General features: G+C 71.1%; 13 protein-coding genes and 1 riboswitch. Of the genes, 3 read left to right on the top strand and 10 right to left on the bottom strand.

Annotation, left to right across the window (positions count from 1 at the left end; genetic code table 11):
• Nucleotides 1-100: 100 nt before the first annotated feature.
• From KUF83_RS24350 to KUF83_RS24385, 8 genes are all read right to left on the bottom strand, one after another.
• Complete coding sequence (locus tag KUF83_RS24350; protein ID WP_217457005.1) at nucleotides 101-577, bottom strand: PH domain-containing protein; 477 nt, start codon at nucleotides 575-577, stop codon at nucleotides 101-103.
• Nucleotides 578-591: 14 nt separating this feature from the next.
• Nucleotides 592-1,449, bottom strand: a complete 858-nt coding sequence (gene hisG, locus KUF83_RS24355; RefSeq protein ID WP_217457007.1) for an ATP phosphoribosyltransferase — start codon at nucleotides 1,447-1,449, stop codon at nucleotides 592-594.
• Between the two features lie 65 nt (nucleotides 1,450-1,514).
• Nucleotides 1,515-1,787 carry a phosphoribosyl-ATP diphosphatase gene (locus KUF83_RS24360; RefSeq protein ID WP_031486114.1) on the bottom strand — a complete coding sequence of 91 codons (273 nt, stop codon included), beginning with the start codon at nucleotides 1,785-1,787 and terminating at the stop codon, nucleotides 1,515-1,517.
• Between the two features lie 34 nt (nucleotides 1,788-1,821).
• Nucleotides 1,822-2,307: a 6,7-dimethyl-8-ribityllumazine synthase gene (ribH, locus tag KUF83_RS24365; RefSeq protein WP_217457009.1), complete on the bottom strand. Its 486-nt coding sequence runs from the start codon at nucleotides 2,305-2,307 to the stop codon at nucleotides 1,822-1,824.
• Between the two features lie 20 nt (nucleotides 2,308-2,327).
• Nucleotides 2,328-3,626 (bottom strand): bifunctional 3,4-dihydroxy-2-butanone-4-phosphate synthase/GTP cyclohydrolase II, encoded by a 1,299-nt coding sequence (locus KUF83_RS24370; protein ID WP_217457010.1) that lies wholly within the window; start codon nucleotides 3,624-3,626, stop codon nucleotides 2,328-2,330.
• Nucleotides 3,623-4,267 (bottom strand): nicotinamide mononucleotide transporter family protein, encoded by a 645-nt coding sequence (locus KUF83_RS24375; RefSeq protein ID WP_217457012.1) that lies wholly within the window; start codon nucleotides 4,265-4,267, stop codon nucleotides 3,623-3,625. The genes KUF83_RS24370 and KUF83_RS24375 overlap by 4 nt, the downstream gene beginning before the upstream one ends.
• Entirely contained in the window at nucleotides 4,264-4,899 is a 636-nt protein-coding gene (locus KUF83_RS24380) for a riboflavin synthase (protein WP_217457013.1), read from the bottom strand. Before KUF83_RS24380 ends, KUF83_RS24375 begins: the two co-directional genes overlap by 4 nt.
• Nucleotides 4,900-5,050: 151 nt before the next feature.
• A riboswitch (FMN riboswitch) is annotated at nucleotides 5,051-5,181 on the bottom strand.
• Nucleotides 5,182-5,502: 321 nt separating this feature from the next.
• A complete protein-coding gene (locus KUF83_RS24385; protein ID WP_217457014.1) occupies nucleotides 5,503-6,711 on the bottom strand; it encodes an ROK family transcriptional regulator in 1,209 nt (402 codons plus the stop codon).
• 124 nt (nucleotides 6,712-6,835) lie between these two features.
• Here KUF83_RS24385 and KUF83_RS24390 point away from each other — a divergent pair, with 124 nt between their 5' ends.
• The gene (locus KUF83_RS24390; protein WP_217457028.1) at nucleotides 6,836-8,050 is read left to right on the top strand and encodes an MFS transporter; all 1,215 of its coding nucleotides are present in this window, start codon (nucleotides 6,836-6,838) and stop codon (nucleotides 8,048-8,050) included.
• A 90-nt stretch (nucleotides 8,051-8,140) separates the two neighbouring features.
• Entirely contained in the window at nucleotides 8,141-9,595 is a 1,455-nt protein-coding gene (locus KUF83_RS24395) for a uracil-xanthine permease family protein (RefSeq protein ID WP_217457031.1), read from the top strand.
• Here the strand turns inward: KUF83_RS24395 and KUF83_RS24400 are convergent.
• Complete coding sequence (locus KUF83_RS24400; RefSeq protein ID WP_217457111.1) at nucleotides 9,577-10,698, bottom strand: glycoside hydrolase family 6 protein; 1,122 nt, start codon at nucleotides 10,696-10,698, stop codon at nucleotides 9,577-9,579. The genes KUF83_RS24395 and KUF83_RS24400 overlap by 19 nt on opposite strands.
• Nucleotides 10,699-10,871: 173 nt before the next feature.
• Between KUF83_RS24400 and KUF83_RS24405 the strand changes: the two genes are divergently transcribed.
• Nucleotides 10,872-11,591, top strand: a complete 720-nt coding sequence (locus tag KUF83_RS24405) for a DUF5995 family protein (RefSeq protein ID WP_217457033.1) — start codon at nucleotides 10,872-10,874, stop codon at nucleotides 11,589-11,591.
• Here the strand turns inward: KUF83_RS24405 and KUF83_RS24410 are convergent, their stop codons facing one another.
• Nucleotides 11,592-13,283: an NAD(P)/FAD-dependent oxidoreductase gene (locus KUF83_RS24410; RefSeq protein WP_217457035.1), complete on the bottom strand. Its 1,692-nt coding sequence runs from the start codon at nucleotides 13,281-13,283 to the stop codon at nucleotides 11,592-11,594.
• Between the last annotated feature and the right edge of the window lie 52 nt (nucleotides 13,284-13,335).

Raw genomic sequence — 13,335 nt, forward strand, 5'->3', positions numbered from 1 at the left:
AGTTCCGGGGGGAAGGTCAGCGGCGGAGGCGCAACGAAAACGCCTCCGCCAACAGGTTAATCAAGACAGGGCCCCGTACGGCAGGGTGGAAGGCCGGGAGTCAGGCGTGATGTTCGTCGTGCTGCCCGGCGTCGTCGCCGGGCGAGCGGGCCTCGGCGAGGGCGCGCAGCGTACGGGCGTCGCTGATCGCGCGCTGTTTGGCGATGCCCGGCTGGATGCCGAGCGCGGGCAGGCTGGTGCCGTCGCTGAGGTTCAGGAAGACCCAGGGGTCCCCCGGGCGCAGGTTGACCTGCAGGATCTCCGCCCAGGCCAGCCGCCGCCGGCTGGCGATGTTGACGACGGTGACGCCGGATTCGTCGGCGACGACTTTCGGCCGCGACAGCAGCGCGAGTACGCCGAAGAGCAGGGCGGCGGTGAAGACGAAGCTGAGCCGCTCCCCCGGGCCGAGCTTTTCGAGCAGCAGCGCGACCGTGGAGATGACCACGAAGATCGCGGCACCGGCGGTCAGCAGCACGGCACGGGTACGGCCCGGCCGGAAGGTGACGGGGAGAGCGGGCAGCTCTGGTGCGTCCGACATGGCGAAGGTGTTCCTCAGAGGCGGCAGGCGTGGATGGCCGTGGTCAGGATGGCCCGCGCGCCGATGTCGTACAGGTCGTCCATGATCCGCTGGGCTTCCTTGCTCGGGACCATGGCGCGTACGGCGACCCAGCCCTCGTTGTGGAGCGGCGAGACGGTCGGCGACTCCAGGCCGGGAGTGAGGGCGACGGCCTTCTCCAGCTGCTCGACGCGGCAGTCGTAGTCCATCATCACGTAGGTCCGTGCGACGAGGACGCCCTGGAGGCGGCGCAGGAACTGCTGGACCTTGGGCTCTGTCTCCTCGGTGACCTCCGCGCCGGTGCGGCGGATGACGACGGCCTCGGACTTCATGATCGGCTCGCCGAAGACCTCGAGGCCCGCGTTGCGCAGCGAGGTGCCGGTCTCGACGACGTCCGCGATGACCTCGGCGACGCCGAGCTCGATGGCCGTCTCAACGGCGCCGTCGAGGTGCACGACGGACGCGTCGACGCCCTTGTCGGCGAGGTACTTGTCGACGATGCCCTCGTACGAGGTGGCGACGGTCTTGCCGGCCAGGTCCTCGACGCTCCCGGCGGTGCCGGGCTTGGTGGCGAAGCGGAAGGTGGAGCGGGCGAAGCCGAGCGGCAGGATCTCCTCCGCGTCGGCGGCGGAGTCGATGAGCAGGTCGCGGCCGGTGATGCCGATGTCGAGGCGGCCGGAGGAGACGTAGATCGCGATGTCGCGGGGGCGGAGGTAGAAGAACTCGACCTCGTTCTCCGGGTCGACGATCCTGAGCTCCTTGGCCTCCCGGCGCTGCTGGTAGCCGGCCTCATGCAGCATCTCCCCCGCGGGGCCTGACAGGGAACCCTTGTTGGGGACGGCGATGCGCAGCATGAGGTCGGCTTCCTTCGTTCGTGCGGGTGCGGGAGTCGGGGCGAGGGGCTCGGGGCCGAAGAGGCTCAGAGGTGGGCGTACACGTCGTCCAGGGAGATGCCGCGGGCGACCATCATCACCTGGACGTGGTAGAGCAGTTGCGAGATCTCCTCGGCGGCTGCTTCCTTGCCCTCGTACTCTGCGGCCATCCAGACCTCGGCGGCCTCTTCGACGACCTTCTTGCCGATGGCATGGACCCCCTTGCCGACCAGCTCCGCGGTGCGGGAGGTGGCGGGGTCGCCGTTGGCTGCCTTGTGCTGGAGCTCGGTGAAGAGCTCCTCGAAAGTCTTCTTGGACATGGTGGTCCTCACCCTACGCGCTCGGGGGCCCGCGTCAGCGCCAGGGTTCGGATACTGAACGGAGGGTGGCCGCGGTCGCCACGGCCGCCGTCACCGCCTCGTGCCCCTTGTCCTCGTTCGAGCCCTCGATGCCCGCGCGGTCCAGGGCCTGCTCCTCGGTGTCACAGGTCAGCACGCCGAAGCCGATGGGGACCCCGGTGTCGATGGAGACCTGGGTGAGGCCCTGGGTGACTCCCTGGCACACGTACTCGAAGTGGGGTGTGCCACCGCGGATGACGACGCCGAGCGCGACGATCGCGTCGTAGCCGCGGCCCGCGAGGACCTTCGCGACGACCGGCAGTTCGAAGCTGCCGGGGACCCTCAGGAGGGTCGGCTCGTCGATTCCCAGCTCGTGCAGGGCGCGCAGGGCGCCGTCGACGAGTCCGTCCATCACCTTCGTGTGCCACTGTGCCGCGATGACGGCGACCCGCAGGTCACCGCAGTTGCGTACGGACAGTTCGGGTGCGCCCTTGCCGCTCACGTGTCTCCTCGTGCTCTGAGTTACTGGTTGCCGCAGGCGGACACGGTGGTCGTGTCCAGCCAGGGCAGGTCGTGCCCCATCCGGTCCCGCTTGGTGCGCAGGTAGTGGAGGTTGTGCTCGCCCGCCTGTACGGGCATCGGCTCGCGGTCGGTGACCTTGAGGCCGTGGCGGACGAGCGCGTCGGTCTTGTCGGGGTTGTTGGTCATCAGCCGCAGGCTGCGGACGCCGAGGTCCTCCAGGATCTGCGCGCCGGCAGCGTAGTCGCGGGCGTCGGCGGGCAGGCCGAGTTCGAGGTTGGCGTCGAGGGTGTCGCGGCCGCGCTCCTGGAGCTCGTACGCGCGCAGCTTGGACAGGAGCCCGATGCCACGTCCCTCGTGACCGCGGAGGTAGACGACGACGCCGCGGCCCTCCGCCTGGATGCGCTGCAGGGACGCTTCGAGCTGGGGGCCGCAGTCGCAGCGCAGCGAGTGGAAGACGTCGCCGGTGAGGCATTCGGAGTGGACGCGCACGAGGACGTCGTCGCCGTCGCCGATCTCGCCGTGGACGAGGGCGACGTGCTCGACGCCGTCGACGGTGGAGCGGTAGCCGTAGGCCGTGAACTCGCCGAAGGCGGTGGGCAGATGGGTTTTGGCCTCGCGCCGGACCGTGGGTTCGGCGGTGCGGCGGTAGGCGATCAGGTCCTCGATGGAGATGATCGTCAGCCCGTGCTTGCGGGCGAACGGGATCAGCTCGGGCAGGCGCAGCATCCGCCCGTCCTCGCCGGCGATCTCCACGATGGCGCCGGCCGGCCGCAGGCCCGCGAGCCGGGCGAGGTCGACGGCGGCCTCGGTGTGGCCGTTGCGGACGAGTACGCCGCCGGGCTTGGCGCGCAGCGGGAAGATGTGACCGGGGCGGACGAAGTCGGCCGCCGCGGCCTGGCCGCCGGCGAGGAGCTGGAGCGTGGTGGCACGGTCGGCGGCGGAGATGCCGGTGGTCACGCCGTGGGCGGGGCCGGCGTCGACGGAGACCGTGAAGGCGGTACGCATCGACTCGGTGTTGTTCTCGACCATCTGCGGGAGCTGGAGGCGGTCGAGCTCGTCGCCCTCCATGGGCGCGCAGATCAGACCCCGGCACTCGCTCATCATGAAGGCGATGATCTCGGGGGTCGCCTTCTCGGCGGCGATGACGAGGTCGCCCTCGTTCTCCCGGTCCTCGTCGTCGACGACCACGACCGGGCGGCCCGCGGCGATGTCCGCGACGGCCTTCTCGACCGGGTCGAGAGCGAAGTCCGAGGTGTCCTGATCATGCCCGGTGCTGTACCAGACAGGTGCGCTTGTCATGCCGGGACTCCTTCCAGGGAGGGCTGCCCGGCCTTGCGGGAGCGCAGCCACCAGTCGCGCATGCCCCACAGGACGAGCGCGCCGTAGATGATGTAGACGAAGCCGGAGAAGGCGAAGCCGTTGGCGAAGTTGAGCGGCACGCCCACCAGGTCGACGAGCAGCCAGGCGAACCAGAACTCGACCATGCCGCGCGCCTGGGCGTACATCGCGACGATGGTGCCGACGAAGATGTACGCGTCGGGCCAGGGGTCCCAGGAGAGCGACGGGTACGCCGTGAAGAGGCTCCCGACCGCGAGGGTGCCGACGGCGGCGCCCCCGAGCAGGTAGCCGCGCTCGCGCCAGGTCGCGAACCGGACGGCGATGGAGCCGTCCTGGGCGGTGCCCCGGCCGCGGTTCCACTGCCAGTAGCCCCACACGGCGACGGCCATGACGACCAGCTGCTTGCCCGCGCTGCCCGAGAGGTGGGCGGTGGCGAAGGCCGCGAGGAGGATGGCTCCGGACAGGAACTGGACGGGCCAGGTCCAGATGGAGCGGCGCCACCCGAGGGCGAGGCCGATCAGCCCGATCACGTTGCCGATCATGTCGGCCCACCTGATGTGCTGGCCGAAGAGCGTGAACGCCTCGGAGTTCAGCCAGTTCACGAGGTCGCTCCCTGGATGCCGGGCAGGCCGGCCGTCTGTTGTCCCCGCGGGCCGAGCAGGCGCTCGACGTACTTGGCGATCACGTCGACCTCGAGGTTGACCGGGTCGCCGGGCTGCTTGCGGCCCAGCGTGGTGAGGTCGAGGGTGGTCGGGATGAGGCTGACGGTGAAGAAGTCGGGCCCGGCGTCGACGACGGTCAGGCTGATGCCGTCGACGGTGATGGAGCCCTTCTCGACCACGTAGCGCGAGAGGTCCGCGGGCAGCGAGATCTTCACGATCTCCCAGTGCTCGGACGGCTTGCGCTCGAGGACCTCGCCCGTGCCGTCCACGTGGCCCTGCACGATGTGCCCGCCGAGGCGCTCACCCACGGCCATGGGCCGTTCGAGGTTGACGCGGGAGCCGACGGTGAGGGCGCCGAGGCTGGAGCGGTTCAGGGTCTCCGCCATCACGTCGGCGGTGAACTCGCCGTCCTCGTGGTCGACGACGGTCAGACAGACGCCGTTGACGGCGATGGAGTCCCCGTGACGTGCACCTTCGGTGACCACGGGGCCACGGAGCCGGAAACGGGAGGCGTCGCCGAGGTTCTCGACGGCGGTGACTTCACCCAGCTCTTCGACGATTCCGGTGAACACTTCCCGGGTCCTCCTGCCTCATAGGGCACGGACTCCGGGGCCTGTCGATGACGACAGCTGTGAGCGGACGAGGACACCGGGGGCGACGCCGCGTAGGACGTGCCCGTGGGACACGTCGAAACAGACGGCGGCGCGCACGAATGCCCGCCCGCCGCGCACTGCCTCCCATCCGGACTTTAACCGTCGGTCCAGGAATTTCACCTGGTCAACCGGCCGCTGGAAGCGACCGGGTCGCGGACTGTAACCGCCGGTTCGGACTTTCACCGACCCCGGAGTGCGCTGCTTCTGGTACAGACTCAGTGTGCCACGCCTGATCGACGCCCATGCGGGTGAATGCTGTGGGGTGGCTCACAAGGTGTACGGATGGACTTCACGGGACACTCGTGACGCGTCAAGTTCCCCGCGAACGAGGCGTCTTGGTACTGGTCCATACCTATTGACGGAGTGGTCTAGTCCTCTCTAGGGTCTGCGTTCACCGACGCCTCTTCGGGTCCGCGTTCGCCGGCCCGCCCCCAGATCGACCCGGCGGCGGTGACGGAGGCCCTTGCCCCGCCGCCGGGTCTCCGTTCCGGAAACGGGCGCGGACGCAGGTCCACGCCCCGGTCACCTCTCCGGAGGCGCGAACAGCTCGTCCTGGGCCCCGTCACGCGCCATCAGCAGCGCCCCGCGCAGGACGGCGCCGCCCCCCAGGGCGCCGGCCCGCACCTCCGTGGGCAGCGGCGACATCCGGCCGAGCCGGTCCCGCACCCGGGTGGCGAGCACCTCGCCGCCGGCCCGCCCGATCTCCCCCGCGAGGACCACACATCCGGGGTCCAGCACGGCGATCACCGACGCGGCGCCCAGGGTGACGCGGTCGGCGAGCACGTCGAGGAATCCCGAGGCGGCGTCGGACACCGGTCCGGCGACCGGGCCCGAGGCCCGCGACACCGCCTCCCGCACCAACGACGCCGCATGCGGTTCATGGGAGGCGACGGCCGTCACGACGCCATGGCGGCGCGCCAGTTCGGCGATCGCGGTGGCGCCCGCCAGGGAGTGGAAGCCGCCGTCGCAGCCCGTCGCTGACGGCAGTCCGTCCGTACCCGGCACCGGCAGGAAGCCGATCTCGCCGGTGCCGCCCGAGGCGCCCCGGCGCAGCACGCCGTCCAGGACCACGGCGGCGCCGATGCCGTGGCCGAGCCAGAGCAGCACGAAGGTGTCCCGGTCACGGGCGGCCCCGTCGCGCTGCTCGGCCAGGGCCGCGAGGTTGGTCTCGTTCTCGACGAGGACGCGGGCCGAGAGCCGCTCCTGGAGGGCGGCGGCGAGCCTGCGGTGCCATTCGGGCAGCCCGGAGGAGTCGCGGAGTTCACCGGTGGCGGGGTCGATCAGGCCGGGGGCACCGATGCCGACGGTGTGCAGCCGCTCGACGCCTGCCTCCTTGGCCGTGCGTTCGACCAGCGCGACCGCCTGCTCGACGGCGGGCCCGGTGTCCGTCTCGTAGGCGATCGGCACCGACGCCTCGGCCAGCACCGAGCCCAGCAGATCCGCGACGACCACGGCCACGCCCTCGGTGCGGACGTCGAGGGCCGCCAGGTGCGCCCGGTCGGCGACGATGCCGTACAGGCGGGCGTTCGGGCCGCGCCGCTGCTCGCCCGACTCCCCCACCACGCCGATCAGTCCGGCGGCGGCGAGCCGTTCCACGAGGTCGGCGACCGAGGGCCGGGACAGGCCGGTGAGCTGCTTCAACCGGCCTGCCGTCAAAGGGCCTTCCTGCTGGAGGAGACGCAGGGCGAGCCGGTCGTTGATGGCCCGGGCGGTGCTCGGAGATGCGGGCATGCCGGGATCCTTCCAGATCAGGGGCGGCCGGGCGGCGGGGCCCAATACCGCCTATCTATCAGGCAGGCTGCCTGATAGTTTACGGCGGCGGCTGACGGAAAGAGGGCAGGGAGGGGCCGGAAGCATGAGCGCAGTGGTCTACGAGGAGCGCGACGTGAAGCGCTCCCGGTACGCCGTCTCGGCGGTGTTCGCCGTGCACGGGGCCGTCGCCGGTTCGTTCGCGACGCGCGTTCCGTGGATCCAGGACCATGCGTCGGTGAGCGCGGGTCAGCTCGGCCTCGCGCTCGCCTTCCCCGCGATCGGCGCGTCCGTGGCGATGCCGCTCGCGGGCAGCGTCAGCCACCGCTTCGGCGCCCGCACAGCCCTGCGCGGACTCATGGCGCTGTGGACACTCGCACTCGTACTCCCGTCGCTCGCGCCGAACCTGCTCACCCTGTGTCTGGCCCTGTTCGTCTACGGGGCGACGGCGGGCATGGCGGACGTGGCGATGAACGCCCTGGGTGTCGAGGTGGAGAACCGGCTGGACAAGTCGATCATGTCCGGGCTGCACGGCATGTGGAGCGCGGGCGCCCTGATCGGCTCGGCCGCCGGCACGCTCGCCGCGCACCTGGGCTCGGACGCCCGGCTGCACCACGCGCTCGCGGCGGTGACGCTCACTCTCGTCGGTCTGGCCGCCTGTCAGGGCGTACTGGACCTGCGCGCCACCGAGGACGAGGAACCGCCCCCGCGTTTCGCGCTGCCTCCGAGGTCGGCCCTGCTCATCGGCGCGATCGGCTTCTGCGCGGTGTTCGCGGAGGGCGCGAGTCTGGACTGGTCGGCGGTCTATCTGCGGGACGTCCTCGGCAGTTCCGCGGGACTCGCCGCCGCATCCACGACCGGATTCACGCTCACCATGGCCCTCGCGCGCTTCGCCGGTGACGCGGTGGTGGACAGGTTCGGCCCGGTCCGCACCGTCCGGGTCAGCGGCGTGCTCGCCACCCTCGGCGGCGTGCTCGTCGTCGTGGCGGACAACGCCGCCGTGGCCATGACCGGCTTCGCGCTGCTGGGCCTCGGTATCGCCGTGGTCGTGCCGCTCTGCTTCGCCGCGGCCGGCCGCAGCGGCCCCAACCCGGCCCAGGCCATCGCGGGCGTCGCCACCATCACGTACACCTCGGGCCTGATCGCGCCCTCCGCGATCGGTACCGTCGCCGACGCGACGAGCCTGGTGACGTCGTTCGTCCTGGTGACCGTCCTGGCCTTCGGACTCGCCGCGTTCGCGGGCGTCCTGCGTGCCAGCGGCCGCCGGACGGGCGAAGCGGTCACCGTCACCGACGCGAAGGTCCCCGGCCCCAGGACCTGAACCGCCTCCCGCTCCCGTTCCGGCTCCGGCCTACCATGGCGCTGATCTTCACATACGGAATCACCGGTACAGAGAAAGCGAAGACCCACCATGGACCTCGGCGTGCGCTGGAAGCTGCACGGTGACGGGCGGACGCCCGCTCCTGGGGCGGTCGTCCGCCCCGACGAACGGCTCTCGTGGCCCCGGACCGCCGGCCTCGGCGCCCAGCATGTCGTGGCCATGTTCGGGGCGTCGTTCGTCGCGCCGGTCCTGATGGGCCTCGACCCGAACCTCGCGATCATGATGTCGGGTGTCGCGACGGTGATCTTCCTGCTCGCGACCCGCGGCCGGGTGCCCAGCTATCTGGGCTGTTCGCTGTCCTTCGTGGGCGTCGCCGCGGTGATCCGCGCGCAGGGCGGCACCAGCGCGACCGTGACCGGTGCCGTGTTCGTCGTGGGCGTCGCCCTGTTCCTGGTCGGCCTCGCGGTGCAGCGCTTCGGGGCGCGGATCATCCACGCCGCGATGCCGCCCGTCGTCACGGGCGCCGTCGTCATGCTGATCGGTTTCAACCTGGCGCCGGTCACCGCCGCCACCTACTGGCCGCAGGACCAGTGGACGGCTCTCCTGGTGATGCTGTGCACCGGGCTGGCCGTGGTGTGCCTGCGCGGATTCTGGTCACGGATCGCGATCTTCCTCGGGCTGGTCTTCGGGTACGGGATCTCGTGGGTCTTCGACCGCGTCTTCGGGCGGATCCACTCGCTCGACGCGAGCGGCAGACTCGTCGACCACTGGCGGCTCGACCTCTCCGGTGTGGGGAAGGCCGACTGGATCGGGCTGCCCGCCTTCCACGGCCCGTCGTTCGAGTGGTCGGCGATCCTCGTCGCACTGCCCGTCGTCATCGCGCTGGTCGCCGAGAACGCGGGCCATGTGAAGGCAGTCGGCGAGATGACCGGTGACTCGCTGGACGACAGGCTGGGCACCGCGATCTCCGCGGACGGTGTCGGCTCGATGCTCTCCACGGCCGTGGGCGGCCCACCCAACACGACGTACTCCGAGAACATCGGCGTCATGGCGGCGACCCGCGTCTACTCGACGGCCGCCTACTGGGCCGCCGCCGGCTTCGCCCTGCTCTTCGGCCTCTGCCCGAAGTTCGGCGCGGTCGTGGCCGCCATTCCGGGCGGCGTACTCGGCGGGATCACCGTCATCCTGTACGGCATGATCGGCCTGCTGGGCGCGCAGATCTGGCTCAACGCCGGGGTGGACCTGCGCAATCCGCTGAATCTGGTGCCGGCCGCGGCGGGCATCATCATCGGCGTCGGCAACGTCACGATGGAGTTCACCGACACCTTCTCGCTGAGTGGCATCGCACTCGGCACGGTGGTGGTCATCACCGGCTACCACGCGCTGCGGGCGCTGGCCCCCGCGCACCTCAAGGCGCAGGAACCGCTGCTCGACGAGGGCACGTCCTCGTACAGCTCCGAGGCCGGGGCGGAGAGCGGGACGGAGCCGGAGAGCGGGTCAGGCACCGGCCCCGGCTCGGCGGGGGGTCAGCGCGCCAAGTCGTAGGCGTAGTCGGGCGTGAACGTCCCCGGTGCGCCCTTGCAGCCGTCGGACTCGCCCGGCAGCTTCACCCACAGGTAGGCGTCGATCCGTGCCTCTCCGGTCCTCAGGGTCGGCGCCTGGCCGAGCTTGCGGCCCGAGGGGTCGCACCACTCGCCGTCGGCCGGGGCGCCGTTGCCGTTGCGGCTGGTGTCGATGACGGCGCCCAGGCCCGCGGGGCCGCCGAGCGCGTCGAGGGTCCGGCGGACGTACGCGACCTCGTCGCCCGTGCGGTTGAAGTTGGAGACGTTGCTGAAGATCCCGTCCGAGGAGGCGGCGGACGCGGCGCCGGCCCTGCGCAGCAGCCCGGCCTGCTTCTGGGGCGAGTTCCAGTCGGAGTGCCCGGCGTCGTAGTAGACACGCGCCTTCGGGTTCGCCGCCTTCAGAACGCGGCCCGCGCGGGCCAGCGAGGCGAAGCGGGCGGACCGTTCGCCCTCGGAGAGGCAGTCGGACTGGGCGATCGCGTCGGGCTCCAGGATCACGACGACCTCCCCGGAGCCGAGGCCCGCCGCGAACTTCTGGATCCACCCGTCGTACGCGCCGAGGTCGGGCGCCCCGCCCTGGGAGGCCCCGCCGCAGTCGCGGTTCGATATCGCGTACGGGACGACGACGGGGACGCTGCCCCTCGCCGAGCCGGCCGAGGTGACCGCCCTGACGCGGGAGGTGATGTTCGACGGCGTGTAGTCCGCGAACCAGACCGCGGCGGGACGGTCGGCGATCCGGGACTCGATGACCGGGCGGCGCGGATCGTCACGGTTGGCCCGGACCCAGTCCAGGACCTGGGAATCGGGATGGCTGTACAGCTGCACCGACACGGGCTCGGACCTCGGCTTCGTCGACGCGGACCTGGAGGGCTTCGGACTCGGCCGCGCCGTGGACCGCGAGGGCGACGGCGACGGGGAGGCGGACGTCCTCGAGGGTGAGGGCGTCGGCACGGCGGGCAGCGGCTGCAGCAGCGGTGAGCTGGTCACCTCGGGGCGTGCCTCGTCGGATCCACGGCCGTCGTCCAGCGCGGACATCATTCCCGTCACGGTCCCCACCGCGACGACGGCGGATGCCACCGCCACCATGGCGCCGCGCCGGGCAGCGCGACCGCGCTCCGCTCTCCGTGCGGCCAGGCGCTCGGCACGTCGGCCTGACACGTGGTGCTCCCCCCTCCACCGGGTCCCGCGTGTTCCCCCGTTCTGGGGAAGCGCTCGGCCCGGCGGCCCTGGGCACAGCCTAGGCCTGGCACCCTGCCCCCATGGTGCGGTTGGAACGCTTCGGGCAGGACACGGCTCGCGTGCACGGCGTCGACGCGGTCGTGCACCGGATGCGCGCGCTCGGTGCGGGCTGGCCGGAGCGGGACGGTGTCGCGGTCTTCAACCGTGTGTACCTCGCCGTCACCGAGGAGGTCGACAGGCGCCTGGAATCGGGGCACTTCACCGACGCGGAAGCCGCGATCACCCTGGACGTACGCTTCGCGGAGCGCTATCTGAGGGCCGTCGAGGCGGTCGCGGACGAGCGCCGGCCGCCCGCCTGCTGGCGGCCGTTGTTCCAGCTGAGGGGCCATCCCGGAGTACGTCCGCTGCAGTTCGCCCTCGCGGGCATCAATGCGCACATCGGGCACGACCTGGCGCTCGCGGTGGTGGACACCTGTCGTACGCTCGGCTGCGAACCGGACGAGCTGGAGGACGACTTCGACCGCGTGGGCGACGTCCTCGTCTCGCTGGAGGAGCGCATCCGCGAGGATCTGATGCCGGGCCCGGACCTCCTCCAGATCGCCGACCCGCTGACCCATCTGCTGGGCGCCTGGAGCCTGGAGCGGGCCCGGGACGCTGCCTGGTCGGCCGCCCGCGCCGTCTGGGCGCTGCGCGAACTCCCCGACCTGGCCGAGGAGTTCGTCGAGCGCCTCGACACGGGGGTGGGGCTGGTCGGCCGCTGTCTCCTCACCCCGCTGAGCGCTCCGCCGCCGGCCTGGTGATCAGTCCTCCGGCAGTTCCACCGGGGCGATCTCGTCGTAGACGTCACCGGGCCCGGGGTTGGCCGGGTCGGTCCCGCCGCCGAAGTGGTGCATGACGCCCCACACGGCGTTGAGCGCGGTCTGTACGGCACCCTCCGCCCAGCCGGCCGTCCAGGAGATGTCGTCGCCCGCGAGGAAGATGCCCCGCTTGTCCTCGGGCAGCCGGTCCTGCATGAAGTGCGTGAACAGGCGCCGCTGGTAGCGGTAGTGGCCGGGCAGGTTGGCCTTGAACGCGCCCATGAAGTACGGCTCGTTCTCCCAGGACACGGTGACCGGGCTGCCGATGATGTGCTTCCTGATGTCGACGTTCGGGTAGATCTCGCCGAGCGACTTCAGCATGACCTCCATCCGCTCGTTCGCGGACAGCGGCAGCCACTTCAGGCTGTCGTCGCACCACGTGTAGGACAGGCAGATGACGGCGGGCTGATCCGGACCGTTGTCCAGGAGGTACGTACCCCGCGTCATACGGTCCGTGAGCGTCATCGACATGACGTCCCGCCCCGTCTCCTCGTCCTTGTCGAGCCAGAACGGCCGGTCGACCGGCACGAACAGCTTCGAGCTCTCCATGTAGTGGGTCCGCTCGATGGCGGTCCAGTGGTCGATCGGGAACAGTGCGTCGTCGCAGGCGACCTTGGAGAGCAGCATCCAGGACTGGGCGGTGAAGATCGCCGCCCGGTACGTACGGATGTCGCCGGAGGCGTCGGTGACGGTGATCCGGTTGCCCGCGGTGCGGTTCAGGCGGGTCACGGCGGGCCGGGGCTCACCGTCGTGGAGCGTGGCCAGCGACGTCCCGTACGCCCAGTGCACGATCTTCTGCGGCTCACGCTCCCACAGGCGCAGCGGGAGCTGCTGGCTGCCGCCGACGATGCCCCGGTGGTGGTCGTCGGCCTCGGTGTAGACGACGCGCAGGATCTCCAGGATGGAGTTCGGGAAGTCGGTGTCCCAGCCGCCCGTGCCGAAGCCGACCTGGCCGAAGATCTCGCGGTGCCGGAAGGACTTGAAGGACTCGGAGTCGCAGAGGAAGCCGTAGAAGGTCTGGTTGTCGAGCTTCTCGACGAGCTTCGCCCAGATCTCGCGGATGCGGGGCACGTCGCGCTCGCGCATCGCCTGGTTCATGTCGGAGAAGTCGGCGCCCTCCTCCAGGCAGGCGTTCCAGGCCTTCGCCACGTCCCGGTAGACCTGTGGCAGGTCGTCGGCCGTCTCGGCGTAGTGGGACTCGCCCTTGAGGTCGACGACGGTCGAGGGCGTGGCCTCGGAGAGGGGGTTGGGGAACGGCTCGGTCCGCAGGCCCACCAGGTCGATGTAGTGCTGGAGCGCCGTGGAGGACGGCGGGAAGCGCATCGCGCCCATCTCGGCGGTGAGGGAGGGGTCGCACCCGTCGAAGCCCACCGTCCGCAGCCGTCCGCCGATCTTGTCGGCCTCGTACACGACGGGCTTGAGGCCCATCTTCATCAGCTCGTACGCGGCCACGATGCCCGAGAGGCCGCCGCCGATGACGGCCACCTCGGTGCCGAGCTCGGTCGCCGGTATCTGGCCGAGGCCCGCGGGGTGCGCGAGGAAGTCGTCGTACGCGTACGGGAAGTCCGGGCCGAACATGGTGATCGGCGGCTGCGCGTCGGTGTGCGGGACGGCGGGGGGCACCGTGGACGTCATGGGGTACGGACTCCTTGCGGGGAAAGCTGGGGCGAGGCTGGTGGTCTGGTGG

This window comes from Streptomyces sp. BV286 (assembly GCF_019090165.1).
GTDB lineage: Bacteria > Actinomycetota > Actinomycetes > Streptomycetales > Streptomycetaceae > Streptomyces.

Excerpts from the sequence above, each read along its gene's own strand:
- KUF83_RS24350 (WP_217457005.1), bottom strand. The coding sequence starts at position 577 with ATGTCGGACGCACCAGAGCTGCCCGCTCTCCCCGTCACCTTCCGGCCG.
- hisG (WP_217457007.1), bottom strand. The coding sequence starts at position 1,449 with ATGCTGCGCATCGCCGTCCCCAACAAGGGTTCCCTGTCAGGCCCCGCG.
- KUF83_RS24360 (WP_031486114.1), bottom strand. The coding sequence starts at position 1,787 with ATGTCCAAGAAGACTTTCGAGGAGCTCTTCACCGAGCTCCAGCACAAG.
- KUF83_RS24370 (WP_217457010.1), bottom strand. The coding sequence starts at position 3,626 with ATGACAAGCGCACCTGTCTGGTACAGCACCGGGCATGATCAGGACACC.
- KUF83_RS24385 (WP_217457014.1), bottom strand. The coding sequence starts at position 6,711 with ATGCCCGCATCTCCGAGCACCGCCCGGGCCATCAACGACCGGCTCGCC.
- KUF83_RS24390 (WP_217457028.1), top strand. The coding sequence starts at position 6,836 with ATGAGCGCAGTGGTCTACGAGGAGCGCGACGTGAAGCGCTCCCGGTAC.
- KUF83_RS24395 (WP_217457031.1), top strand. The coding sequence starts at position 8,141 with ATGGACCTCGGCGTGCGCTGGAAGCTGCACGGTGACGGGCGGACGCCC.
- KUF83_RS24400 (WP_217457111.1), bottom strand. The coding sequence starts at position 10,698 with ATGGTGGCGGTGGCATCCGCCGTCGTCGCGGTGGGGACCGTGACGGGA.
- KUF83_RS24405 (WP_217457033.1), top strand. The coding sequence starts at position 10,872 with ATGGTGCGGTTGGAACGCTTCGGGCAGGACACGGCTCGCGTGCACGGC.
- KUF83_RS24410 (WP_217457035.1), bottom strand. The coding sequence starts at position 13,283 with ATGACGTCCACGGTGCCCCCCGCCGTCCCGCACACCGACGCGCAGCCG.